Genomic DNA, 25,321 nt, shown 5'->3' with positions numbered 1-25,321 from the left:
GCAGACAACGAACGCTGGGAGGCACCATGGACCGACAGACGATCACGCGGGAGAGCGGCGCCTACGTCCTCACCGGTGCCGACGGCGCGGTCCGCGGCTCGCTGGCCGCCGACCGCCGGCTGCGCCGCGGCACCATCACCACCGGGGCCGGCGTCGTCCCGGTGGAGAGCCCCGGGCTGCGCCGCCGGGCCGCCTGGGCCGGGCCCGAGCGGGAGCCGCTGGTGCGCCTGGACCCCGAGCGCGCGGCGATCCCGGGGCTCGGCGGCGTGCGCTGGGCCGCCTCCCGCGACCGCGGCCACTTCTACGGCGTGCTCACCGCCGACGGCGTGCACGTGGGCATCACCATGCCGGCCGGTGGGCGCGGGCCGCTGCTCGTCGAGGCCGAGGGCGACTGGCCCGGCCGCGACCTGGCCGTGCTCACCGCCGCCTTCGCGCTGCTGGCCCGCCGCCGCGCCGACACCATGCTGACCGCCGCGCTCGTCAGCGCGGCCACCGGCGGCGCGCGGTGAGCGAGCCCTACCGCCGGCCCGTCTCGGCGACCGACTGGTGGTTCGTCGCGCATCCGCGCCGCATCCCGCCGGTCATCCAGACCGTCGTCGAGGGCGTCGGCGCGCTCGACGAGGAGGCACTGCGGGCGGCGGTCGAGGCGGCCGGCGTGGCCAACCCCGGCTCCCGGCTGCGCCGTGAGGGCCAGACGTGGGTCGACTCCGGCCGGGCCCCGCGCGTGCGGGTCGCCGCCGCCGCGGGCCGCCCGTACACCGACCTCGCCGCGCTGCACGACCCGCTGCCGGACCGCGACGGCGGCTGGTGCGAGGTCCTGTGGTGCCCCGGTGACCCAGCGGCCGTCGTCTTCCGCGCCTCCCACGCCGTCATGGACGGGCGCGGCAAGGCCATGTGGATCGACGACGTCTTCCGGGCCCTGCGCGGCGAGCCGCTGCTCGGCGCGGCCGGCACCCACACCGACACCGACGTGTTCGACGCGCTCGGCATCACCAACGCCGAGAGCAAACCCGACACCTGGTACCCGTCCCCGCTCGGCCGCCCCGGACGGGGCCGCCCGCGCACGGTGTGGGCCCGGCGCACCGTCGACGGGCACCACCCCGGGCTCGTGGCCCGGGTCGCCACCGCGCTCACCGCCGCCTACGCGCTGCCCGCGGCCCGCTTCGCGATCGCCTTCGACCTGCGCCGGCACGGGCCCGGCGCGCGCACCACCGGCAACCTGCTGCAGACCGAGCTGTTCGACGTCGACGCCGGCGAGCCGTGGGAGGCACTGCACGAGCGGATCCTGGCCGCCATGGCCGAGGGCCGCGAGGTCACCTGGCGCCTGGACCCCAACCTGCTGAAGATGCCGGTGCCGGCCCTGCGCGGCCTGATCCGGTTCATGGAGGCCGGGCGCAAGGACAGGCACGCGTCAGCGACGGTCCTGTCCCACCTCGGCCGCACCGACCTGGCCGCCTGCTCGGCCCCGGGCTTCGAGGCCCGCACCACCTACCTGCTGCCGCTGCTGGCCGCGGTCAGCGCCCCCGAGCTCAACAGCGTGGAGTGCGGCGGCCGGACCGAGCTGACGCTGACCTGGCGCGACGGCCCCGGCAACGCCGAGCGGATGGCCGCCGCGCTGGACGCCGTCGTCGAGGCGCTGACCCCGGCCGCCGCGCGCCACTGGCCGGGCAACGACACCGCCCGGCCGGTCGCGGACGGCACGGTCGTGGACCGGTTCCGGGCCGTCGTGGCCCGCACGCCGGAGGCGGTAGCGCTGCGCGGTCCCGCGGGCGAGCTGACCTTCGCCGAGCTCGACACCCGCTCCGACGCCGTCGCCGCCCGGCTGCACGAGCTCGGCGTCGGCCGCGGCGAGGTCGTCGGGCTGCTCGCCGACCGCGCACCGTGGGCGGTCGCCGGCCTGTGGGGCGTGCTCAAGGCCGGCGCGGCCTACCTGCCGCTGGACCCCGGGCATCCGGACGCCCGCCTGGCCGGGCTGCTCAGCGACGCCGGCGCGAAGGTCCACCTGCTCAGCCGCGCCGACGCCGGCCGGGCCCTGCTCGGCACCGCCGTCATCCTCGACGACCTCCCGGAGCCCGGGGCACCGCCCGCCGCGGCGGCGCCGGGGCCGGACGACCCGGCCTACGTCATCTACACCTCCGGCTCGACCGGGCGGCCCAAGGGCGTCGAGGTCACCCACGGGTCCCTCGCGAACTACGTCGACTGGGCCGGTCGCGAGTTCGAGGTCGACGCCGAGACGTCGTTCGCGCTGTTCACCTCGCCCGCGTTCGACCTGCCCAACACCGCGCTGTACCTGTCCACCCTGGCCGGCGCCCCACTCGTGCTCGTGCCCGGCGACGCCAGCCACCTCAGCCTGCGCCACCTGCTGGAGGAGTCCGGCGCGAACGCGCTCAAGCTCACCCCGTCACACCTCGACCTCATCGGCCGGCTCGACGTCCGGCCGCGCGGCGTGCGGCTGCTCGTGTGCGGCGGCGAGCCGCTGCGCCCGGCCGTGGCCCGGCGCGCCCGCGAGCAGTTCGGCCCGCAGGTCCGGCTGTTCAACCACTACGGGCCGACCGAGGCGACTGTCGGCTGCGTCGTCAACCGGGTGCGGCCCGAGCACGACGCGGGCCCGACAGTGCCCATCGGCCGCCCGGCCGCCAACTGCACGGTGCACCTGCTCGACGGCGAGCGCCGCCCGGTCCCGGCGGGTGAGCCGGGGGAGATGTACCTCGGCGGTGCCCAGCTGGCCCGGGGCTACCGCGGCCGGCCCGACCTGACCCGCGAGCGCTTCACGTTCCTGGCCGACGGCTCGCGGGTGTACCGCACCGGCGACCTCGCCCGCCTCCTGCCCTCCGGCGAGATCGAGTTCCTCGGCCGCGCCGACGACCAGGTGAAGGTCGACGGCCACCGGGTCGAGCCGGCCGAGGTCGCCGCCGCGCTGGAGGAGCACCCGCAGGTCCGCCGGGCCGCGGTCGTCGCGCGTACCTCACCGGCCGGCGCCAAGGTGCTCTGCGCCTTCGTCGTCGCCGCCGGCACCGGCCCGGGCGAGCTGACGGCGTTCGTCGCCGAGCGGCTGCCCCGGCACATGGTCCCGGCGACCGTGACGGTGGTGAGCGAGCTGCCCCGGACCGCCAACGGCAAGATCGACACCGGCGCACTGCCCGACCCCTTCCCGGCCGGCGCACTCCATACCGCCGCCGGTGCGGCGCTCGACCCGGTGCAGGCCGCTGTCGCCCGGGTCTGGGCCCGCACCCTCGGGGTCAGCGCCGGGGAGCTGACCGGCACCTCCGACTTCCACCAGCTCGGCGGCGACTCCGTGCTGCTGCTGGCCATGCTCGCCGGGGTGTGCGCCGACGTCGTCGGCCCCGAGCGCGAGCGGGCGTTCATGGCCCGGCTGGGCGAGATCGTCCGGCGGCCGACCCTCGCCGGCGTCGCCGACGCGGCCCGCACTACCCCTGAGGAGGACGTGGCATGAGACCGCTCGGCAACGAGGGCGGCCCGGCGATCGAGGTCAAGGGCCTGCGCAAGCTGTACGGCTCCAGCGTCGCGCTGCACGACGTCGATCTCGAGGTACACCCGGGGGAGATCTTTGCCGTGCTGGGGCCCAACGGCGCCGGCAAGACGACGCTCGTGGAGATCCTGGAGGGGTTCCGGCCCCGCGACGGCGGCACGGTCTCGGTGCTGGGCACCGACCCCTACCGCGCCGGCGAGGACTGGCGGGCCCGCATCGGGGTGGTGCTGCAGACCACCGGCGAGTTCGAGGACCTCAACGTCGGTGAGGTGCTCGAGCACTTCGCCGGCTACTACCCCGACGCGCAGGACCCGGGCGAGCTCATCGAGCGGGTCGGGCTCGGCGCGAAGCGCAAGGCGCGCGCGTCGAAGCTCTCCGGCGGCCAGCAGCGCCGCCTCGACGTGGCCCTGGGCATCGTCGGGCGGCCCGAGGTGCTGTTCCTCGACGAGCCCACGACCGGCTTCGACCCGGAGGCCCGCCGGGACTTCTGGCAGCTCATCCGCGACCTCGCGGCCGGCGGCACCACGATCGTGCTCACCACCCACTACCTCGACGAGGCCGAGCACCTGGCCGACCGGGTCGCCGTGATCGTCGGCGGGCGCATCCTCGACGTCGGCGTGCCGCAGACGCTCGGCGGGCGCGACACCGAGGCGACCGTCGTGCGCTGGAGCGGCGCCGACGGCCCGCAGAGCGCGGCCACGACCGCACCGACGAAGTTCATCGCCGACCTGCATGCCCGCCTCGGCGGCGAGGCGCCCGGCCTCACCGTGCACCGGCCCAGCCTCGAAGACGTCTACCTGACGATGATCGGCGCCGCCGGCGCCAGCCCGGAGGACCGATGAGCGCCGTCACCGCCGCCCCGCCCCGCCCGGCCGCCCCGGCCCGGTTCAGCCCGGGCCGCATCAAGCGCATCGCCCGACTGGGCTGGCGCCGGGGGCAGCTGGAGCTGCTGCAGTTCTTCCGCGGTACCGAGACCGTCGTCTTCTCTTTGCTCTTCCCGGTCTTTGCGCTGATCATCTTCAGCTCGATGTTCGGCGGCGAGATCGCGCCCGGCGTCTCCTACAGCGACTATCTGGTGCCGGGCGTCATCGCCACCGGCCTGATGGTCACCGGCTTCCAGACCCTGGCCATCTCGATCGCGATCGAGCGGGACCGGGGCGGGCTCAAGCGCATCGCGGCGACGCCGATGCCGCGCTCGGCCTACTTCATCGGCAAGGTCATCATGGTGCTCGTCACAAGCGTCGTGGAGACCGCGGTCCTGGTGGCGGTGTCGGTGCTGTTCTACGGCACGCACCTGCCCCGCGACGGGGGCGCCTGGTGGACGTTCACCTGGGTCAGCGTGCTGGGCGTGACCGCCTGCGCGCTGTGCGGCATCGCGCTGTCGTCGCTGCCGCGCAACAGCCGCTCGGCCCCGGCCGTCGTCGCGCCGTTCGCGTTCGTGCTGCAGTTCATCTCCGGCGCCGCGCTCGTCTTCACCGACCTGCCGCCGTGGCTGCAGAACGTCGCCTCGATCTTCCCGCTCAAGTGGATGTGCCAGGGCCTGCGCTCGGTGTTCCTGCCCGACAGCTTCGCCGCGCACGAGGCCGCGCACAGCTGGCAGCTCGGCTGGGTCGCCGCCGCCCTCGCCGGCTGGGTCGTCGCCGGGCTGGTGCTGTGCCTGCTGACGTTCCGCTGGACCAAGAGCCGGACCGGGGGCTGAGCGCGGTGGCCCGCATCGCCTTCTTCGCCCCGCCGTCGGCCGGGCACGTCAACCCGACACTGGGCCTCGCCGCCGAGCTGCGCGACCGGGGCCACCACGTCACCTACGCCACCACCGCCGACTTCGCCGAACGGGTGGCCGAGGTCAGCTCCGACGTCGTCACCTACACCGAGCAGCACCCGGGCGACTTCCGCTCGTTCACGTTCAGCGGCCGCAGCCTCGTCGACGCGATGGCGGCCAGCCTGGCCGAGACCCAGGCGCTGGTGCCGCTGCTGGACGGTGCGTTCCCGGAGCGGCCCGACGTCGTCGTCTACGACAACGCGGCCTGGTGGGGCCGGCTGCTCGCGGCCAGGTGGGAGCGGCCCTCGGTGCAGGTGTCGCCGATGCTGATGTCCAACGCCGAGTGGTCGATGAGCCAGAAGTACACCCGGCTCAACCCGCTGCAGCCCCGGCTGTGGGCGTTCCTGCTGCGCCTCGGCGGCTACCTGAAGCGCAGCGGCGCCGCCGTCACGCCGAAGGAGCTGCTCACCGGCGAGGGGGCGGCCCGGCGCATCGTGTTCATCCCGAAGGAGTTCCAGCCGCGGGGCGACACGTTCGACGAGGCCTACCGCTTCGTCGGCCCGTGCCTCTACGAGCGGCGCTTCCTCGGCTCCTGGCAGCGCCCGCACGAGCGCGGCCCGCTGATCCTGGTCACCCTCGGCACCATCTACAACCAGAACCCCGGCTTCTTCCGCACCTGCATGGAGGCGGTCGCCGACCTCGGCGGCCACGTGGTCATCGCCACCGGCGACGGCGTCGACCACGCGGCCCTGGGCACCCCGCCGCCGAACGTCGAGCTGCGCCGGTTCGTGGCCCAGCTGCACGTGCTGCGCCACGCCGACCTGTTCATCACCCACGCCGGCATGGGCAGCACCATGGAGGCGCTCCACGAGGGCGTGCCGATGCTGGCGGTGCCGCAGATGGCCGAGGAGCAGGCCAACGCCGACCGGATCGCCGAGGTCGGCGCCGGACGGGTGCTGGACCCGGCCGGGCTCACCGCCGCCACCCTGCGGGCCGCGATCGAGCGGATGCTCGTCGACACCGCGGTGCGCGACCGGGCCCGGCAGCTGCGCGACTCCATCCGGGCCGCCGGCGGTGCCGCCGCCGCGGCCGACTGCGTCGAAGCATTCGTCCGGCATGTCGCCCCGTCCCAGGAAGGCTCCTCATGACCGCCGCGGTCTCCGATCTGCACTCCGTCGCCCTCGACGACGGGCGGGTCATCACCTGCACCACTGCGCAGGACACGATGGTCTGGCCGAGCCTGAGCGCGGGCTCGCCGTACGACGCCGGGCTGACCGGGCTCGCCGCCGGTGACGTCGTCATCGACGTCGGCGCCCACATCGGCCTGACCGCGCTGTCGTTCACCGACCGCGTCCCCGGCCTGCGCGTGCTCGCCTTCGAGCCGGCCCGGCGCACTTACGCGTGCCTCGCCGACAACGTGGCCCGGCTCATGCCCGGCGTCACCGCGTTCAACGTGGCCCTCGGGGCCGAGCCGGGCGTCGCCGAGCTCACGTTCCTGCCCAACCACACCATGATGGCCACGATCGCGGCCGACGACGCCGACGACGAGCGCAACATGGCCGCCGTCCTGACCAACTTCGGCGTGGACGAGAGCACCCGGGATGACTTCTGGCGCGGCTTCCGCGACGGTGCCGAGCGCTACCCGGTGGAGGTCCGCACGCTCGGCGACGTGCTCGACGAGCAGGGCATCGCCGAGGTCGCGCTGCTCAAGATCGACGTCGAGCGGGCCGAGCTGCCGGTCCTGCGCGGCGTGCGGCCCGAGCAGTGGGCGCACATCCGCTGCGTCGTGGCCGAGGTCCACGCCGTCGACGGCAACCTCGACGCCGTCGTCGCGCTGCTCACGGCGGCCGGGTTCACGCCCGAGGTCTTCCAGGAGGACGTCTTCGCCGGGGCCAGCGTCCACATCGTCTCCGCCCGCCGCGCCGAGTCCTGAGGAGCCCTACCGTGGACAGACGCATCCGCTTCGGCGTGCTGGGCTGCTCGTCGGTCGCCCGGCGGCGCACCATGCCGGCCATCGCCGCCTGCCCCGAGGCCACGCTGAGCGCTGTCGCCAGCCGCGACCCCGAGAAGGCCAAGGCGTTCGCGGCCGAGTTCGGCTGTGCCGCCGCCGGCTACGACGAGCTGCTCGAACGCGACGACGTCGACGCCGTGTACCTGCCGCTGCCGACCGCCCTGCACGGGCCGTGGGGCGCGAAGGTCCTCGCCGCCGGCAAGCACCTGCTCGTCGAGAAGCCGGCCGCGACGAGCGCCGACGAGACCCGGGAGCTGGTCCGGGCGGCCACCGGCGCCGACCGGCTGCTGCGCGAGAACTTCACGTTCCTGCACCACCCGCAGCACGCGCGGGTCGCGCAGCTGGTCGCCGACGGGCGGATCGGGGAGCCGCGCACGTTCACCGGCGAGTTCTGCTTCCCGCCGCTGCCCGACGGCGACATCCGCTACGTGCCGCAGCTCGGCGGCGGCGCACTGCTCGACGCCGGCGTGTATCCGCTGCGCGCCGCCCAGCTGCTGCTCGGCGACGACCTGCGGGTCGTCGGCGGGGCGCTGCGGATGGACCCGCAGCGCGGGGTGGACGTGGCCGGGCAGGCGCTGCTCGTCTCGGCCGGTGGGGTCTTCGCGTCGGCCCAGTTCGGGTTCCAGCACGCGTACGGATCGCGGTACACCCTCTGGGGCAGTGCCGGGCGGATCGTCATGGACCGCGCGTTCACGCCGCAGGCGACCTGGCCGCCGGTGCTGCGCATCGAGCGCCAGGACCACGTCGAGGAGCTGACGCTCCCGCCCGCGCACCAGTTCCTCGGCGCTGTCGCGTCGTTCGCCGCCGCGGCGCTGGCCGGCCGGACCGCGCGGCACCCGGCGGAGCAGGCCGGGCTGGCGTCGATGGTGCGCACCGCGGAGCTCGTCGACGCCGTGCGGCTCACCGCAGTTTGAGGGTTCTTCTAGAGATCCTCCGGGCCCCGGCCGCACGAGGCCGGGGCCGACCATACTTCCGGGCAGCAACCCAAGCCGCCCGAGGGAGGCGACCTTGCCGTCCACTGAGTTCCGCCGGCCCGTCTCGCCCGTCGAGTGGTGGATCGCCGCGCACCCCAAGGGCACCGCGCCGGTCCTGCAGCTCGCGGTCGAGGGCACCGGCCGGATCGACGCCGAGCGGCTCGCCGCGGCCGTCGCCACCGCCGCCGACGCCTGCCCCGGCACCCGCCTGGTCCGCCGCGGCCGCACCTGGGTCGACACCGGCACACCCCCGGCCGTGCGCACCGTCGCCGCGGGCCGGGTGGTCGACCTCCCCGACCTCCAGGTGGCGCTCGACGACCGGCGCGGGCCGACCTGCGAGGTGCTGCTCGTGGGCGAGCAGGACCCGGCCATCGTCTTCCGGGCCGCGCACGCCGTGATGGACGCCGGCGGGGTGCTGCTGTGGGCCGCCGACGTGTTCCGGGCCCTGCGCGGCGAGCCGCTCGTCGGCGCGCCCGACACCGTCACCGAGACGGACCTGCTGCCCCCGCTGGAGGGCAAGCCGCAGCCGCCCGGCCTCGACTACCCGGCGCTGCTGGGCAAGCCCGGCCCCGGCCGGCGCACGCTGTGGGTGCGGCGCAGCATCGACGGCTACCACGCCGGGCTCGTCGCCCGCCTCGCCACCGTCATCGCCCCGCTCACCGGCGCGCCGGAGGCCCGCTTCTCGGTGCCGGTGAACCTGCGGCGGTACGCCCCCGAGACCCGCTCCACCGCCAGCCTCTCGCACAGCGTGCCGTTCGCCGTGCCCACCGGCCAGGACTGGTCGACGACCCACGAGCGGCTGCTCACGCTGCTGGCCGAGGAGCGCGACGCCCAGGCCCGGCTCGACCCGGCGGTGCTGAAGATGCCGATCCCGGTGCTGCGGTTCATCAACGGCGCACTGGAGCGCAAGGCCGCCAAGACCGACAGGTACGCCTCCCACTGCTCCCTCGCCCACCTCGGCCGGGTCGACGTCGCCGGGTTCAGCGGTGCCGGGTTCGCCGCCACCGCCCTGTACTCGCTGTCCACCGCCCCGGCCGGCGGCCCCTGCGAGATCGACGTGGTCGAGTGCGCCGGGCACACCGAGATCGTGCTCAGCTGGCACGACGGCCCCGGCATCGCCGAGCGGGCCGAGGCCGTCCTGGACGCGATCGAGGAGGCGCTGTCCCCGGCCGCGCTGCGCACGTGGGCGGCGAACGACACAGCTCGTGTCGTCCCGCAGACCACAGTTGTCGTCGGGTTCGCCGCGCAGGCGTCGGCCACCCCCGATGCGATTGCGGTGGTGGATCGCGACGGGCAGTACACCTATGCGGACCTGGACCGTCGCTCCCGGGCGATCGCCGCCGCCCTGCAGGAGCGCGGTATCGGGTCCGGTGATGTCGTCGGTGTCCTGGCCGAGCGCGGCCGCCCCGCCGTCGCCGCGATCTGGGGCGTGCTGCGGGCCGGCGCCGCCTACCTGCCCCTGGACACCGCCCACCCGGACGCCCGCCTGGCCGACATCCTCACCGACGCCGGGGCGCCACTGTGCCTGGTGGACGCTCCACGCCCGGTGCCGGGCGCCCTGGAGCTCGGCACGCTGCCGACGGAGCCGCCGCCCGGGTGGGTCGAGCCGGCCGTCGGCCCCGGCGACCTCGCCTACGTCATCTACACCTCCGGCTCCACCGGCCGGCCCAAGGGCGTCGAGATCGAGCACCTGTCGCTGTCCAACTACGTCGCCTGGGCCACCCCCATGCTCGGCGTGGACGCGGCCACCCGGATGCCGCTGCTGACCTCGTTCGCGTTCGACGTCTCGTGCACCTCGCTGTTCCTGCCCCTGCTGGCCGGCGGCACCCTGCTGCTGCCCGGCGGCGAGCTCAACCACGCGACACTGCGCCGGCTGCTCACCGAGGACGCGCCGACCGTGCTGACGCTCACCCCGTCGCTGCTGGAGCTCGTCTGCGAGCTCGGGGTGCGGCCCGCGGGCGTGCTCGTCGTCGCCGCCGCGGGCGAGGTCCTGCGCCGCAGCCTGGCCGTGCAGACCCTTGAGGTCTTCGGGGCGGCCTGCCGGGTGCTCAACCTCTACGGCCCGACCGAGGCCACCATCGAGGTCGTCGCGCACGAGTTCCACCCGGGCCGCGACACCGCCGCGAGCGTGCCGATCGGCGTGCCGACCCCGAACTGCACCGCCTACGTCCTCGACGCCCAGCACCGCTTCGCCGCCCCCGGCGAGGCCGGCGAGCTGGTCATCGGCGGCGTCCAGCTGGCCCGCGGCTACCGCGGCCGCCCGGAGCTGACCGCCGAGCGGTTCGTGCGCCTGGCCGACGGCACGCGGGTGTACCGCACCGGCGACATCGTGCGCGTCAACGCCCGGGGCGTCATCGAGTTCCTGAACCGGGCCGACGACCAGGTGAAGGTCCTCGGCAACCGGATCGAGCCGGCCGAGATCGCCCAGACCCTCGAACGGCATCCGGCGGTTGCCAAAGCGGCGGTGGTACCCCGTCACGCCGCCGGCGGCCACAAGGTCCTCTGCGCCTACGTGGTCGCCGACCCCGCCCCGGCACCGGAGGAGCTCCAGGCGTTCGTCGGCGAGCGGCTGCCCCGCTACATGGTGCCGGCCACCGTCACCGTCGTCGGCGAGCTGCCCCGCACGGTCAACGGCAAGATCGACGTGCGGGCGCTGCCGGACCCGTTCGCCGGGGCCGCGGCGCCGGCCGGGCAGCAGCAGGACCGCGACGAGCTCACCCGGGCCGTGGCCGCGGTGTGGGCGGCCACCCTCGGCGTCGACGCCGACCGGCTGGCCGACGACGCGGACTTCCACACGTACGGCGGCGACTCGCTGCTCATGCTCTCGATGGTGGCCGGGGTCTGCCGCGCGGTCGTCGGGGCCGAGCACGAGCAGCGCTTCATGGACCGCCTCGGCGACATCGTGCGCCGCCCGACGATCGAGCACGTCGCCGACCTGGCCCGATCGGTCCGGTCGGCCGCCGTACCGGTCAGCTAGCCCAGGAGGCCGCTGTGTCGAACGAGGACAAGCTCCGCGACTACCTCAAGCGGGTCACCGCCGACCTGCGCCAGGCCAACCGGCGCATCCGCGAGATCGAGGACCGCGGCCGGGAGCCCATCGCCGTCGTCGGCATCGGCTGCCGGTTCCCGGGCGGTGTCACGGGCCCCGACGAGCTGTGGGCGCTGCTCGACGCCGAGCGCGACGCGGTCGGGCCGGCCCCGGACCGGCGCGGCTGGGACCTCGACCGGCTCTACGACCCGACACCCGGCCGCCCCGGGCGCACCTACGCCCGCGAGGGCGGCTTCCTCTACGAGGCCGACGAGTTCGACGCCGGCTTCTTCGGCATCTCACCGCGCGAGGCCCTGGCCATGGACCCGCAGCAGCGGCTGCTGCTGGAGACCGCCTGGGAGGCCCTCGAACGGGCCGGGCTGCCGCCGGAGTCGCTGCAGGGCACCGACACCGGCGTGTTCGTCGGCGCCAGCCACCAGGGCTACGGCGCCGCACCCGAGCTCGCGCCCGAGGGCACCGAGGGGCACCTGCTCACCGGCGGCGCCGCCGCCGTGCTCTCCGGCCGGCTCGCCTACACGTTCGGCACCCACGGCCCGGCCGTCACCGTCGACACCATGTGCTCCTCGTCGCTCGTCGCGCTGCACCTGGCGGTGCGCTCGCTGCGGCTCGGCGAGTGCGGGCTCGCCCTCGTCGGCGGGGCCACCGTGATGGCCGTGCCGCAGTCGTTCATCGAGTTCAGCCGCCAGCGCGGCCTGGCCCCGGACGGGCGCTGCAAGGCGTTCTCCGACGACGCCGACGGGACCGGCTGGGGCGAGGGCGTCGGCGTGCTGCTCGTCGAGCGGCTCAGCGACGCCGAGCGGCTCGGGCACCGCGTCCTGGCCGTCGTCAAGGGCACCGCCGTCAACCAGGACGGCGCCTCCAACGGGCTCACCGCCCCGAACGGGCCGGCGCAGCAGCGGGTCATCCGGGCCGCGCTCGCCGACGCGGGCCTGGAGCCGGCCGACGTGGACGCGGTGGAGGCCCACGGCACCGGCACCACCCTCGGCGACCCGATCGAGGCCGAGGCGCTGCTGGCGACCTACGGGCAGGGCCGGGACCCCGGCAACCCGCTGTGGCTGGGCACGCTCAAGTCGAACATCGGGCACACGCAGGCCGCGGCCGGCGTCGCCGGGGTCATCAAGTCGATCCTGGCCATGCGCAACGGCCGCCTGCCCCGGACCCTGCACGCCTCCGTGCCGGCGTCCCGGGTGGACTGGTCCGCGGGAGCGGTCTCCCTGCTCGACGCGGCGCGCGACTGGCCCGCCACCGGCCGCACCCGCCGCATCGGGGTCTCGGCCTTCGGCGCGAGCGGCACCAACGCGCACGTCATCCTGGAGGAGGCGCCGGCCCCGGTGCCCGCGGCGCTCTCCCGCGCGGCACTGCCGGTCGTGCCCTGGCCGGTCTCCGCCCGCACCGGGGCCGCACTGGAGGTTGCGCTGTCGCGGCTGCGGGCCGTGGCCGCCGACCCGGTCGACGTGGGGTTCTCCCTGGCCACCACCCGCGCGCAGCTGGAGCATCGCGCGGTCGTGCTCGGCGGCACCGTGGTCCGCGGCGAGGTCCGCGAGGGCCTGTCGGCGATGCTGTTCACCGGTCAGGGTGCCCAGCGGGCGGACATGGGTCGCCGGTTGTACGAGGCGTTCCCGGTGTTCGCGTCGTCGTATGACGCGGTGTGTGATCGCATCGCTGGTTTGCGGGATGCTGAGGATCTGGATCAGACGCGGTGGACGCAGCCGGCGTTGTTTGCGTTCGAGGTCGCTGTTTTCCGGTTGTTGGAGTCGTGGGGCCTGCGGCCGGATTTCCTGCTCGGGCATTCGATCGGTGAGTTGGCGGCGGCGCATGTCGCCGGGGTGTGGGATCTGGATGGTGCGTGCCGGATTGTGGAGGCGCGTGGCCGGTTGATGCAGGCGTTGCCGTCGGGTGGGCAGATGATCGCCGTGCAGACCGATGAGGCGACTGCGCGGGCGGCGTTGGTGGACGGTGCTGAGATCGCGGCGGTGAACGGGCCGGACTCGGTGGTGTTGTCGGGTGATGTGGAGCAGGTTGCGGCGTCGCTGGGTGTGAAGTCGCGGCGGCTGAATGTCTCGCATGCGTTCCACTCGGCCTACATGGACGGGATGTTGGAGGAGTTCCGGGCTGTGGTGGCGTCGGTGCCGGCGCAGGCTCCCGCCATCCCCGTGGTGTCCAATGTGACTGGGGATCTCAGCGCTGATCTGACGGAACCGGATTACTGGGTGCGGCAGGTGCGGCAGACCGTGCGGTTCGCCGACGGGGTGCAGACGCTGCGGCAGGAAGGCGTGTCGCGGTTCCTGGAGGTCGGGCCGGACGCGGTGCTGGCCGCGCTCGTCGAGGACGGGATCGCCGTCGCGCGCAAGGACCGCGACGAGGCCGAGACGCTCATGGCCGCACTCGGCCGGGCCTACACCCGGGGCTGGGCGCCGGACTGGGCGAAGGTCTTCGGTGCCGCGGCGACGGTCGAGCTGCCGACCTATCCGTTCCAGCGGGAGCGGTACTGGCTCGACAGCTACCGCCGGGCCGCCCCGGCGACCGGCGGCTGGTCCTACCGGGAGGAGTGGCGGTCCGCGCCGACCGGGCCCGACCGGATCGCCGGGCGCTGGCTCGTCGTCGGCGGCCCCGCCCTCGCCGAGGCGCTCGCCGGCGGCCGGGCCAACCCGGTCCTGGTCGCCCCCACCACCGACCGCGCCCTGCTCGCCGAGCGGCTGCGGGCCGCGGCCGGCCCCGGCCCCGCCGGCGTGGTCGCCGAGCCCGCCGCCGCCCTCGACGCGCTCGTGCTGCTCCAGGCCCTCGGCGACGCCGGCATCACCGCCCCGCTGTGGTACGTCACCACCGCGGCCGTCGCCGACGACACCGTCGCCGACCCCCTGCGGGCCGCCGTCTGGGGCCTCGGCCGGGTCGCCGCCCTCGAGCACCCCGACCGCTGGGGTGGCCTCATCGACCTGCCCACCGACGCCGGACCGGCCGACCGGGCCGCGCTGCGAGCCGTCCTCGGCGGTGCGTACGGCCCGGAGGACCAGCTCGCCGTCCGCGGCGGCAACGTCCGCGTCCGCCGCCTCGCCCGGGTCCCCGCCGCCGGCACCGCGCCGGTGTGGCGCCCGCGCGGCGTCGCGCTCGTGACCGGCGGCACCACCGGCCTCGGCGCCCAGACCGCCCGCTGGCTGGCCACCCAGGGCGCCGGCCACCTCGTGCTGGTCAGCCGGCGCGGCATCGACGCACCCGGCGCCGAGGCGCTCCGCGACGAGCTGGCCGCCCTCGGGGCAGGCGTCACCGTCGCGCAGTGCGACGTCGCCGACATGGCCGCCCTCGCCGCGCTCGTCGCCGTCGTCGAGGCCGAGCACGGCCCGGTCCGCACCGTCGTGCACGCGGCCGGGGTCGGCGTCCTCGGCAAGATCGCCGACGCGACCGCTGACGACCTCGACGAGGCGTTCGCGGCCAAGGTGGACGGTGCCCTGAACCTCGACGCCGCGTTCGACTGCGACACCGTCGACCGGTTCGTGCTCTACGCCTCCGTCGCCGGGGTCTGGGGCAGCGGCGACCACGCCGCGTACGCCGCGGCCAACGCCTGCCTCGACGCCATCGCCGCCGCCCGCCGCGCCCGCGGCCTCGCCGGCACCTCCGTCGCCTGGGGCATGTGGAGCCCCGAGAGCGGGGGCATGACGCGCGGCGGCCTGACCCGTGACGGCGCCGCCAACTGGCACGGCATCACGCCGATGGCGACCGCCCCGGCGCTGGAGGCCCTGCACCACGCCCTGGACCGCAACGACACAGCGGTCGTCGTCGCCGACGTCGACTGGCCCCGGTTCCTGCGGCTGTTCGCCGCCGCCCGGCCGCGGCCGCTGCTCGCCGACCTGGGTGAGGTACCCCCGCCGCCCGCGCCGGCCACGACCGAGCGCCCGGCGAACACGCTCGAGCTGGTCCGGTCCGCCGCCGCGGCCGCGCTCGGGCACACCGACGCGTCAGCGGTCGACGACCACCGCCCGCTGCGCGACCTCGGCGTCGACTCGCTCGCCGCCGTGGAGCTGCGCGACGCCCTCGGCACCGCGACCGGCCTCACGCTGCCCTCGACGATCATCTTCGACCACCCGACGGTCACCGCCCTCGCCGCGCACCTCGACGACCTCCTCGGGCCGGCCGGAGCGGGCACCGGCGGCCCCGCCGCGCTGCCGGCCCCGGTCGACGAGGACGAGCCGATCGCGATCGTCGGCATGAGCTGCCGGTTCCCCGGGGGTGTGGAGACCACCGCCGACCTGTGGGCGCTGCTGCTGGACGAGCGCGACGCCATCGGCCCGCTGCCCGGCGACCGCGGCTGGGACGTCGACGGCCTCTTCGACCCCGACCCGGACCGGGCCGGGCGCAGCTACGTGCGGGAGGGCGGCTTCCTGGCCGGGGCCACCCGGTTCGACCCGCAGCTGTTCGGCATCTCGCCCCGCGAGGCGATCGCGATGGACCCGCAGCAGCGGCTGCTGCTGGAGGTCGCCTGGGAGGCGTTCGAGGCGGCCGGCATCGGCCACGGCACGCTGCGCGGCACCCGCTCCGGCGTCTTCGTCGGCGCGGCCGGCGGCGACTACGGCACCCGCCTGGCCCAGGTGCCCGACGGCGTCGAGGGCCACCTCATCATCGGCACCGAGAGCAGCGTGGCGTCCGGGCGCATCGCCTACACGTTCGGCCTGGAGGGGCCCGCGGTCACCATCGACACCGCGTGCTCGTCCGGGATGGTTGCGGTACACCTGGCGGCGCAGGCGCTTCGGCGCGGCGAGTGCGACCTCTCGCTGGCCGGCGGGGTCGCGGTGATGTCGTCCCCGGCCGCGTTCATCGGGTTCAGCCGCCAGCGCGGCCTGGCCGCCGACGGGCGCTGCAAGGCGTTCTCCGACCGGGCCGACGGCATGGGCCTGGCCGAAGGCGCCGGCATGCTCGTCCTGGAGCGGCTCAGCGACGCCCGCCGCCACGGCCACCGCGTCCTCGCCGTCGTCAAGGGCAGCGCCGTCAACCAGGACGGCGCCTCCAACGGGCTCACCGCCCCCAACGGCCTGGCCCAGCAGCGGGTCATCCGCGAGGCCCTCGCCGCGGCCCGCCTCGAACCGTCCGATGTGGACGCCGTCGAGGCCCACGGCACCGGCACGGCGCTCGGCGACCCCATCGAGGCCCACGCGCTGCTGGCCACCTACGGTCAGGGCCGCGAACCGGGGCGGCCGCTGTGGCTCGGCTCGCTCAAGTCCAACATCGGCCACACCCAGGCCGCGGCCGGCATCGGCGGCATCATCAAGACAGTCCTCGCCCTGCGCCACGGCATCCTGCCCCGGACCCTGCACGCCGACTCCCCGTCGCCGCACGTCGACTGGCAGTCCGGCGCCGTCGAGCTGCTCACCGCGGCCCGCGAGTGGCCCGCGACGGACCGCCCCCGCCGCGCCGCCGTCTCGTCCTTCGGCGTCAGCGGCACGAACGCCCACCTGATCCTGGAGGATGCGCCGCACGGTGCGCCGCCGCCGGCCGTCGACGAGCCCGATGCAGCGGTTGTACCGCTGATGCTGTCCGCACACACCGACGACGCCCTCCGGGCCCAGGCGGGGCGGCTCGCGGCCCACCTGGAGGATCACGAACCCGCCGACGTGGCGTGGTCCCTGCACGCGACCCGCACCCCGCTCGCCCACCGGGCCGCCGTCATCGGCACCGGCCGGGCCGCGCTCCAGGCCGAGCTGCGCGAGCTCGCCGCCGGGACGCCGGGCCCGGCCACCGTCACCGGCCTGGCCCGCCCGGCCGGCCGGATCGCGTTCGTCTTCCCCGGCCAGGGCTCGCAGTGGGCCGGCATGGGCGTCGAGCTCCTCGCCACCGAGCCGGTGTTCGCCGAGCGGATCGCGGCGTGCGAGGCGGCCCTGGCCCCGCACGTCGACTGGTCGCTCACCGCTGTCCTGCGCGGTGAGCCCGGCGCCCCCGGCCTGGACCGGGTCGACGTCGTCCAGCCGGTCCTGTTCGCCGTCATGGTCGCCCTGGCCGACCTGTGGCAGGCGGCCGGCGTCACCCCGGACGTGGTGGTCGGGCACTCCCAGGGCGAGATCGCCGCCGCCTGCGTCGCCGGCGTGCTCAGCCTCGACGACGCCGCCCGGGTCGTGGCCCTGCGCAGCCGGGCCCTCGCCGCGATCGCCGGGCGCGGCGGCATGATGTCGGTGGCGCTGCCGCGCGAGCGGGCCGAGGAGCGCCTGGCCGCCTGGGCCGGCCGTCTCGGCGTCGCCGCCGTGAACGGGGTCGCCTCGGTCGTGGTCTCCGGCGACGTCGACGCCCTCGACGAGCTCGCCGCCGCCTGCGCCGCGGACGGGGTGCGGACCCGCCGCGTCGACGTCGACTACGCCTCCCACGGCGCCCACGTCGAGGAGCTGCACGACCGGCTGCTGGAGCTGCTCGCCCCGGTCCGCCCCGGCCCGGCCGCTGTCGAGTTCCGCTCCACCGTCGGCACGGACACGGCCGACATCGCGCTCGGCGGGGCGGAGTACTGGTACCGCAACCTGCGCCACACCGTCGAGTTCGCCCCGGCCGTGGCCGCCCTGACCGCCGCCGGCGTCGGCACCTTCGTCGAGGTCAGCGCCCACCCGGTGCTCGTGCCGGCGATCGAGGAGACGCTCGAGGCCGAGGCCGCCCCGGCGGTGGCCACGGGATCGCTGCGCCGCGACGACGGCGGGCGCACCCGCTGGCTGACCGCACTCGCCGCGCTGCACGTGACAGGGGTCCCGATCGCCTGGGAGCGGGTCCTCGGCCCGGCCCGCCCGATCGTCGACCTGCCGCTGTACCCCTTCCAGCGCAGCCGCTTCTGGCTCGAGTCCGCCGCCGCGCCGGCCGGCACCGCCGCCGACCCGGTCGACGCCCGGTTCTGGCAGCTGGTCGAGGCCCAGCGGCTGGACGAGCTCGCCGCCGGCCTGGCCGTCGAGCCGCAGGCCGTCGAGGCCCTGCTGCCCGCCCTGTCCGCGTGGCGGCGCAGCGAGACCCGCCGCCACGAGCTCGACTCCTGGCGCTACCGGGTCCGCTGGCAGCCGCTGAGCGACCCGCCCCCGGCCCCGCCCACCGGACGCTGGCTCGTCGTCACGCCCCCGCCGAGCCCCGCCGCCGACCTGGTCCTGGCCCGCCTCGCCACCGCCGGGGTCCGCCTGGACATCGTCGCCGTCGCCGCGGATGCCGACCGGGCCGCGCTCGCCGCCCACCTCCGGGCCGCCCTCGACGCCCCCGAGCCCCCGTCGCGCGTGCTGTCGCTCCTGGCGGGCCTGCCCGGCACGCTCGGGCTGATCCAGGCCCTCGGCGACGTGGGGTGCCCGGCTCCGCTGTGGTGCGTCACCCAGGGCGCGGTATCCGTCGGCGCCGGCGATCCGCTGCTCGACCCCGGCCAGGCGATGGTGTGGGGCCTCGGCCGGATCGCCGCCCTGGAGCACCCGGACCGCTGGGGCGGCCTCGCCGACCTCCCGGCCGAGTGCTCCGCCCGCGACGCCGAGCGCCTCGCGGCCGCGGTCGCCGGCCTCGACGGCGAGGACCAGGTCGCGATCCGGCCCTCCGGCCTGCACGCCCGCCGGCTCGTGCGGGCCGGCGGCGGCGCCCCGACCGGCGGGCGGCGGTGGCGCCCCGACGGCACCGTCCTCATCACCGGCGGCACCGGCGGCATCGCCGCCCACCTGGCCCGCCGGCTCGCCGCCGAGGGCGCCGAGCACCTGCTGCTGGCCGGCCGGCGCGGGCCCGCGGCGCCCGGCGCCCAGGACCTGGCCCGCGAGCTCGCCGCGGCCGGCTGCGCGGTCACCCTCGCCGCCGTCGACGTCGACGACCGTGACGCCCTCGCCGCCCTGCTCGCGAGCATCCCGGCCGACCGGCCGCTGCGGGCGGTCTTCCACGCGGCGGCGATCCTCGACGACGGCGTCATCGACGGCCTCGACGCCAGGCGCGCCGCCGCCGTCGCCGCGCCCAAGGCCGGCGGCGCCCGCCACCTCGACGAGCTCACCCGCGACCTCGACCTGACCGCGTTCGTGCTGTTCTCCTCGCTCGGCGGCGTCCTCGGGGGCCCCGGCCAGGGCAGCTACGCCGCCGCGAACAGCTACCTCGACGCGCTCGCCCGGCACCGCCGCGACGCCGGCCGGACCGCCACCTCGGTCGCCTGGGGCGTCTGGGCCGGCGGCGGCCTCGCCGACGGCGAGGTGGGCGAGCGGGCCCGGCGCACCGGGATGCTGCCGATGGACCCCGACCGCGCCCTGGACCTGCTCCTGCGCGCGCTCGACGACGACGAGACGACGATCGCCGTCGCCGCCGTCGACTGGGAGCGGTACGCGCCCGTGTTCACCGCGACCCGCCCCAGCCCGGCCCTGCGCGACCTGCCCGAGGCGGCCCCGGCCCCGGCCGGCGGCCCGGACGGCGACGACGGCGCCGTGCCGCTGGCCCGCGAGCTGGCCACCCTGCCCGCCGCCGACCGCGAGCCGCGGGTCACGCACCTGGTCCGCCAGGTCGCCGCGGCCGTCCTCGGCTTCACCGACCCCGAGGCCCTGGACACCACCCGCGCCTTCCGGGAGCTCGGCTTCGACTCCCTCACCGCTGTCGAGCTGCGCAACCGGCTCGGCGCCGCCACCGGGCTGCGGCTGCCGGTGACCCTGGTCTTCGACTACCCGACCGTCACCGTCCTGACCCGCCACCTGCTCGGCGAGCTCGGCGTCGCCCCGGACGCATCCGCCGAGCCCACTCCGGCCGGGCCGGTCGCGGCGGCCCCGGCCGACGACCCGGTGGCGATCGTGGCCATGAGCTGCCGCCTGCCCGGCGGCGTGCGCGGCCCCGACGACCTGTGGCGGCTGCTCGCCGACGAGGTCGACGCCGTCGGACCGTTCCCGGCCGACCGCGGCTGGGACCTCGACCGGCTCTACCACCCCGACCCCGAGCACGCCGGCACCTTCTACACCCGCGAGGGCGGCTTCCTCTACGACGCCGCCGAGTTCGACCCGCAGTTCTTCGGCATCTCGCCGCGTGAGGCGATGGCCATGGACCCGCAGCAGCGGCTGCTGCTGGAGACGGCCTGGGAGGCGTTCGAGCGGGCCGGGATCGACCCCGAGGCCGCCCGCGGCAGCCGCACCGGCGTCTTCGTCGGCTCGAACTACCACGACTACGTGTGCCGCCTCCACGACGCCCCCGAGGGCTTCGAGGGCCAGCTCGCGCTCGGCAGCGCCGGCAGCGTCGCGTCGGGCCGCATCGCGTACCTGTTCGGCCTCGAAGGCCCCGCCCTCACCGTCGACACCGCATGCTCGTCCTCGCTCGTCGCGCTGCACCTGGCCATCCAGTCGCTGCAGCGCGGCGACTGCACCCTGGCCCTGGCCGGCGGCGTCACCGTCATCTCCTCCACCGACACGTTCGTCGAGTTCAGCCGGCAGCGCGCCCTCGCACCGGACGGGCGCTGCAAGGCGTTCTCCGACAGCGCCGACGGCGCCGGCTGGGCCGAGGGTGTGGCCCTGCTCCTCGTCGAGCGCCTCTCCGACGCCCGCCGCCTCGGCCACCCGGTCCTCGCCGTGGTCAAGGGCAGCGCGGTCAACCAGGACGGCGCCTCCAACGGCCTCACCGCCCCGAACGGCCCCGCGCAGCAGCGGGTCATCCGGGCCGCCCTCGCCGCCGCCGGCCTCGAGCCGGCCGACGTGGACGCGGTCGAGGCCCACGGGACGGGCACCTCGCTCGGCGACCCGATCGAGGCGCAGGCGCTGCTGGCGACCTACGGCCGGGACCGGTCCGAGCCGCTCTGGCTGGGCTCGCTCAAGTCGAACCTGGGCCACACCCAGGCCGCCTCGGGCGTGGCCGGCCTGATGAAGATGGTCCTGGCCATGCGGGAGCGCACCCTGCCCCGCACGCTGCACGTCACCGAGCCCTCCACGCGCATCGACTGGACGGCCGGCGCCGTCGAGCTGCTCACCGCGGCCCGGCCGTGGCCGGCCGGCGACCGCCCGCGCCGGGCGGGCGTCTCGTCGTTCGGCATCTCCGGCACCAACGCCCACGTCATCATCGAGGAGCCACCCGCTCCGCCCGCGCGCAGCGCTGCGGCCGCTCCGGCCGTGTTGCCGGTCGTCCCGCTGCCGGTCGCCGCGCGTTCGGTGGCGGCGCTCGACGCGCAGCTGGCGTGGCTCGAGACGGCCGGTGTCGACGTCGCCTTCTCCCTCGCCACGACCCGGTCGCAGTTCGAGCACCGGGCGGTGCGGCTGGACTCCACGGTGGTCCGCGGCCAGGTCCGTCCGGGCCGCTCGGCGATGCTGTTCACCGGTCAGGGTGCGCAGCGGCCGGACATGGGTCGCCGGTTGTACGAGGCGTTCCCGGTGTTCGCGTCGTCGTATGACGCGGTGTGTGATCGCATCGCTGGTTTGCGGGATGTTGAGGATCTGGATCAGACGCGGTGGACGCAGCCGGCGTTGTTCGCGTTCGAGGTGTCGGTTTTTCGGTTGTTGGAGTCGTGGGGTCTGAAGCCGGATTTCCTGCTCGGGCATTCGATTGGGGAGTTGGCGGCGGCGCATGTCGCCGGGGTGTGGGATCTGGATGGTGCGTGCCGGATTGTGGAGGCGCGTGGCCGGTTGATGCAGGCGCTGCCCGCTGGTGGGCAGATGATCGCGGTGCAGGCCGATGAGGCGACTGTGCGGGCGGCGTTGGTGGAGGGTGCTGAGATCGCGGCGGTGAACGGGCCGGACTCGGTGGTGTTGTCGGGCGATGTGGAGCAGGTCGCGGCGTCGCTGGGTGTGAAGACCCGGCGGTTGAACGTCTCGCACGCGTTCCACTCGGCCTACATGGACGGGATGCTTGACGAGTTCAGGGCCGTTGTCGCGTCGGTGCCGGCGCAGGCTCCCGCCATCCCCGTGGTGTCGAATGTGACTGGGGATCTGGGCGCGGACTTCACGGATCCGGATTACTGGGTGCGGCAGGTGCGGCAGACCGTTCGGTTCTTCGATGGTGTGCAGGCGCTGCAGCATGCGAATGTCAGCCGGTTCCTGGAGGTCGGGCCGGACGGGGTGCTGGCCGCGCTGGTCGAGGACGGGATTGCGGTGGCTCGGCGGGACCGGGACGAGGCGGAGACGCTGATGGCGGCTGTCGCGCGGGCGCATGTGAGCGGGTGGTCGCCGGACTGGGTGAAGGTGTTCGGGCCCGCGGCCGTCGTCGAACTGCCTACCTACCCGTTCCAGCGGCAGCGGTACTGGCTCGACGCCTCCCACGCACCCGCCGACCCGGCCGGGCTCGGGCTGGCTCCGGCCGGGCACCCGCTGCTCGGCGCGGCCGTGCCGCTCGCCGGCTCGGACGGATACCTGTTCACCAACCGGCTCTCGATCGCCGATCAGCCGTGGCTGGCCGACCACCGGGTCATGGACACCGTGATCCTGCCCGGGACCGCGATGGTCGAGCTGGCCCTGCGCGCCGGGGAGGCCGTCGGCTGTGAACGGCTCGACGAGCTGACCCTGCAGGCGCCGCTCGTGCTGCCGGAGGCCGGGGCGGTCCAGCTCCAGCTGACCGTCGGGGCGGCCGACGAGTTCGGCACCCGACCGGTGCAGATCCACACCCGCGGCTCCGGCGCCGCCGACGAGACCTGGACCGCGCACGCCACCGGGCGGCTCGGCACCGGCCGCTCCTGGGACGCGCCCGACCTCACCGCCTGGCCGCCGGCCGGAGCCGAGCCGGTCCCGGCCGACGATCTCTATGAGCGCCTCGACGCCGCCGGGTTCGCCTACGGGCCCTCGTTCCGCGGGCTGCGCCGGGTGTGGCGGCTCGACGGCGCGGTGTACGCCGAGGTCGCCCTCGACACCGCGGAGCGGGCTACGGCGGGGAAGTACCTGCTGCACCCGGCGCTGCTCGACGCCGCGCTGCACACCCTCGCGTTCGCCGACGGCGTCGCCGGGCGCGGGGTCCTGCCGTTCTCGTTCGAGGGCGTCACGCTCGACGCGACGGGCGCCGCCGCGCTGCGGGTGCGGCTCACCCCGTCGGGCCCGGACACGGTCGCGGTCGACCTCGCCGACCACACCGGCCGGCCCATCGCCGCCGTGCACTCGCTCGTCCTGCGCCCCGTCACCGCCGACCAGATCAAGGCGGCCCGCTCGCCGTACCACGACTCGCTGTTCCGCGTCGACATGGTCATGGCCCCGGTCGCCCCCGCGCCCGAGGAGGGGCAGCGGCGCTGGGCGGTGCTCGGCATCCAGAGCGTCAAGCTGGTCAAGGCGCTCGGCGCGACGGGTACCGCGGTGGAGGCGTACCCGGACCTGGCCGCGCTCGCCGACGCCGTCGGCGCGGGCGCGCCGGTGCCCGACCGGGTCATCGTCTCCTGCGCCGAGCCCCCGGCCGGTGACGACCTGCGGACCCGGGTGCGCAGCGCCACCTACTGGGCGCTCGACCTCGTCCAGTCCTGGCTCGCCGACGACCGCTTCGCCGGGTCGCGCCTGGTGTTCGTCACCTACAGCACCGTCGGCGGCGACACCGCCGAGGACCTCGCCTGGGCGCCGGTCTGGGGCCTGGTCCGCTCGGCGCTCACCGAGAACCCCGACCGCTTCGTGCTCCTGGACATCGACAACCGCGACGTCTCCTACGCCGCCCTGCCGGCCGCGCTGCTGTGCGGGGAGGGCAACGTCGCGGTGCGGGTCGGCGCCGTCCACGTGCCGCGCCTCGCCCGGGTCGCGGTCACGCCCGGGGCCCGCCCCTCGGCGGTGTGGAACCCGGACGGGACGGTGCTCGTCACCGGCGGCACCGGCGACCTCGGCGGCCTCATCGCCCGCCACCTCGTCGCCGAGCACGGCGTCCGGCACCTGATCCTCACCAGCCGGCGCGGCCTGGCCGCCGACGGCGCCGCCGAGCTGCAGGCCGAGCTGACCGCGGCCGGGGCCGACGTCACCGTCGCCGAATGCGACGTCGCCGACCGGGCGGCGCTGGCCGAGCTGCTCGCCACGGTCCCGGACGAGCACCCGCTCACCGGTGTCGTGCACACGGCCGGCGTCGTCGACGACGGGGTCGTGTCGGCCCTGACCCGCGACCAGATCGACACCGTCCTGCGGCCGAAGGTCGACGCGGCGCTCAACCTCGACGAGCTCACCCGCGACCGGCCGCTGTCCGCGTTCGTCCTGTTCTCCTCGATGGCGGGGACGTTCGGCGGCACCGGCCAGGCCAACTACGCGGCCGCGAACACCTTCCTCGACGCCCTGGCCCACCAGCGCCGCGCCGCCGGCCGGCCCGCCCTGTCGCTGGCGTGGGGCCTGTGGGAGCAGGGCAGCGGCATGACGGCCAAGCTCGGCGAGGGCGACCTGCGCCGGATGGCCCGCGGCGGCCTCGCCCCGCTCTCGCACGCCGAGGGCCTCGCCCTGTTCGACGTCGCCTGCGTCGTCGACGAGGCCGTCCTGGTCCCGGCCCGGCTCGTCGTCGACGCCATCCGCGCCGCGGCCGGCACCGAGGCCGTCCCGGCGATCATGCGCGGGCTCATCGGCCGCCCGGCCCGCCACGCCGTCACCGCCCCCGCCGAGGCGGCCGCGCCCGAGGAGACGCTCGCCGCCCGGCTCGGCCGGCTCGGCCCGGCCGAACGGCAGCGGGCCGCGCTCGAACTCGTCCGCGCCGAGGCCGCCGTCGTGCTCGGCTACCCCGGCCCGGCCGCCGTCGAGGCCGACCGCGGCTTCCTCGACCTCGGCTTCGACTCGCTCACCGCGCTGGAGCTGCGCAACCGGCTCGGCGCCGCGACCGGGCTGCGGCTGCCGGCCACGCTGCTCTTCGACTACCCGAGCCCCGACGCCATGGCCGCGCACCTGCTCGGCCAGCTCGTCCCCGACGACGCCGGCGCCGCCCTCGCGGTCCTCGACGAGCTGGAGGCCAGCCTCGAGGGCGCCGAGGACGAGATCCGCGACCGGATCGCGCTGCGGCTCGAGGACCTGCTGGCCGCGCTCGGCGCGCGCGCCGGGGCCCCGGCCCGCGCCGTGGCCGACCGGCTCGGCACCGCCAGCGACGACGACCTGTTCGCGTTCATCGACAACGACCTCGGTCTGTCGTAACGCCGCTCCCCAGAAAGGGCACGATCACCGATGAACGAAGACAAGCTGCGCGA

Annotated in this window: 9 protein-coding genes; all 9 read left to right on the top strand. The window is 75.9% G+C overall.

The window, feature by feature from the left end; all coding sequences use genetic code 11:
• Positions 1-26 precede the first annotated feature (26 nt).
• The 9 genes from Dvina_RS31415 (at position 27) to Dvina_RS55340 (ending at position 25,268) form a co-directional block, all read left to right on the top strand.
• Positions 27-509 (top strand): hypothetical protein, encoded by a 483-nt coding sequence (locus Dvina_RS31415; protein ID WP_223092912.1) that lies wholly within the window; start codon positions 27-29, stop codon positions 507-509.
• Complete coding sequence (locus tag Dvina_RS31410) at positions 506-3,454, top strand: non-ribosomal peptide synthetase (RefSeq protein ID WP_223092911.1); 2,949 nt, start codon at positions 506-508, stop codon at positions 3,452-3,454. The genes Dvina_RS31415 and Dvina_RS31410 overlap by 4 nt, the downstream gene beginning before the upstream one ends.
• Positions 3,451-4,332 carry an ABC transporter ATP-binding protein gene (locus Dvina_RS31405; protein WP_223092910.1) on the top strand — a complete coding sequence of 294 codons (882 nt, stop codon included), beginning with the start codon at positions 3,451-3,453 and terminating at the stop codon, positions 4,330-4,332. The genes Dvina_RS31410 and Dvina_RS31405 overlap by 4 nt, the downstream gene beginning before the upstream one ends.
• A complete protein-coding gene (locus Dvina_RS31400) occupies positions 4,329-5,189 on the top strand; it encodes an ABC transporter permease (protein ID WP_223092909.1) in 861 nt (286 codons plus the stop codon). Before Dvina_RS31405 ends, Dvina_RS31400 begins: the two co-directional genes overlap by 4 nt.
• Positions 5,144-6,397, top strand: a complete 1,254-nt coding sequence (locus tag Dvina_RS31395; RefSeq protein WP_223092908.1) for a macrolide family glycosyltransferase — start codon at positions 5,144-5,146, stop codon at positions 6,395-6,397. The genes Dvina_RS31400 and Dvina_RS31395 overlap by 46 nt, the downstream gene beginning before the upstream one ends.
• The gene (locus tag Dvina_RS31390; protein ID WP_223092907.1) at positions 6,394-7,182 is read left to right on the top strand and encodes an FkbM family methyltransferase; all 789 of its coding nucleotides are present in this window, start codon (positions 6,394-6,396) and stop codon (positions 7,180-7,182) included. The genes Dvina_RS31395 and Dvina_RS31390 overlap by 4 nt, the downstream gene beginning before the upstream one ends.
• 11 nt (positions 7,183-7,193) lie before the next feature.
• Positions 7,194-8,174 (top strand): Gfo/Idh/MocA family protein, encoded by a 981-nt coding sequence (locus Dvina_RS31385; RefSeq protein ID WP_223092906.1) that lies wholly within the window; start codon positions 7,194-7,196, stop codon positions 8,172-8,174.
• A gap of 94 nt (positions 8,175-8,268) precedes the next feature.
• On the top strand, positions 8,269-11,211 hold the full coding sequence (locus Dvina_RS31380) for an amino acid adenylation domain-containing protein (RefSeq protein ID WP_223092905.1): 2,943 nt from the start codon (positions 8,269-8,271) through the stop codon (positions 11,209-11,211).
• A 14-nt stretch (positions 11,212-11,225) separates the two neighbouring features.
• Entirely contained in the window at positions 11,226-25,268 is a 14,043-nt protein-coding gene (locus Dvina_RS55340; protein ID WP_223092904.1) for a type I polyketide synthase, read from the top strand.
• The last annotated feature ends 53 nt before the right edge of the window (positions 25,269-25,321 follow it).

The organism is Dactylosporangium vinaceum (assembly GCF_019904175.1).
GTDB classification, from domain to species: domain Bacteria; phylum Actinomycetota; class Actinomycetes; order Mycobacteriales; family Micromonosporaceae; genus Dactylosporangium; species Dactylosporangium vinaceum.
Note: the sequence above shows the minus strand (reverse complement) of the source record. Positions and strands in the feature narration are given on the sequence as shown.

Bases quoted from the DNA above. Each gene is read 5' to 3' on its own strand.
- Dvina_RS31400 (WP_223092909.1), top strand. From the start codon at position 4,329: ATGAGCGCCGTCACCGCCGCCCCGCCCCGCCCGGCCGCCCCGGCCCGG.
- Dvina_RS31415 (WP_223092912.1), top strand. From the start codon at position 27: ATGGACCGACAGACGATCACGCGGGAGAGCGGCGCCTACGTCCTCACC.
- Dvina_RS31390 (WP_223092907.1), top strand. From the start codon at position 6,394: ATGACCGCCGCGGTCTCCGATCTGCACTCCGTCGCCCTCGACGACGGG.
- Dvina_RS31405 (WP_223092910.1), top strand. From the start codon at position 3,451: ATGAGACCGCTCGGCAACGAGGGCGGCCCGGCGATCGAGGTCAAGGGC.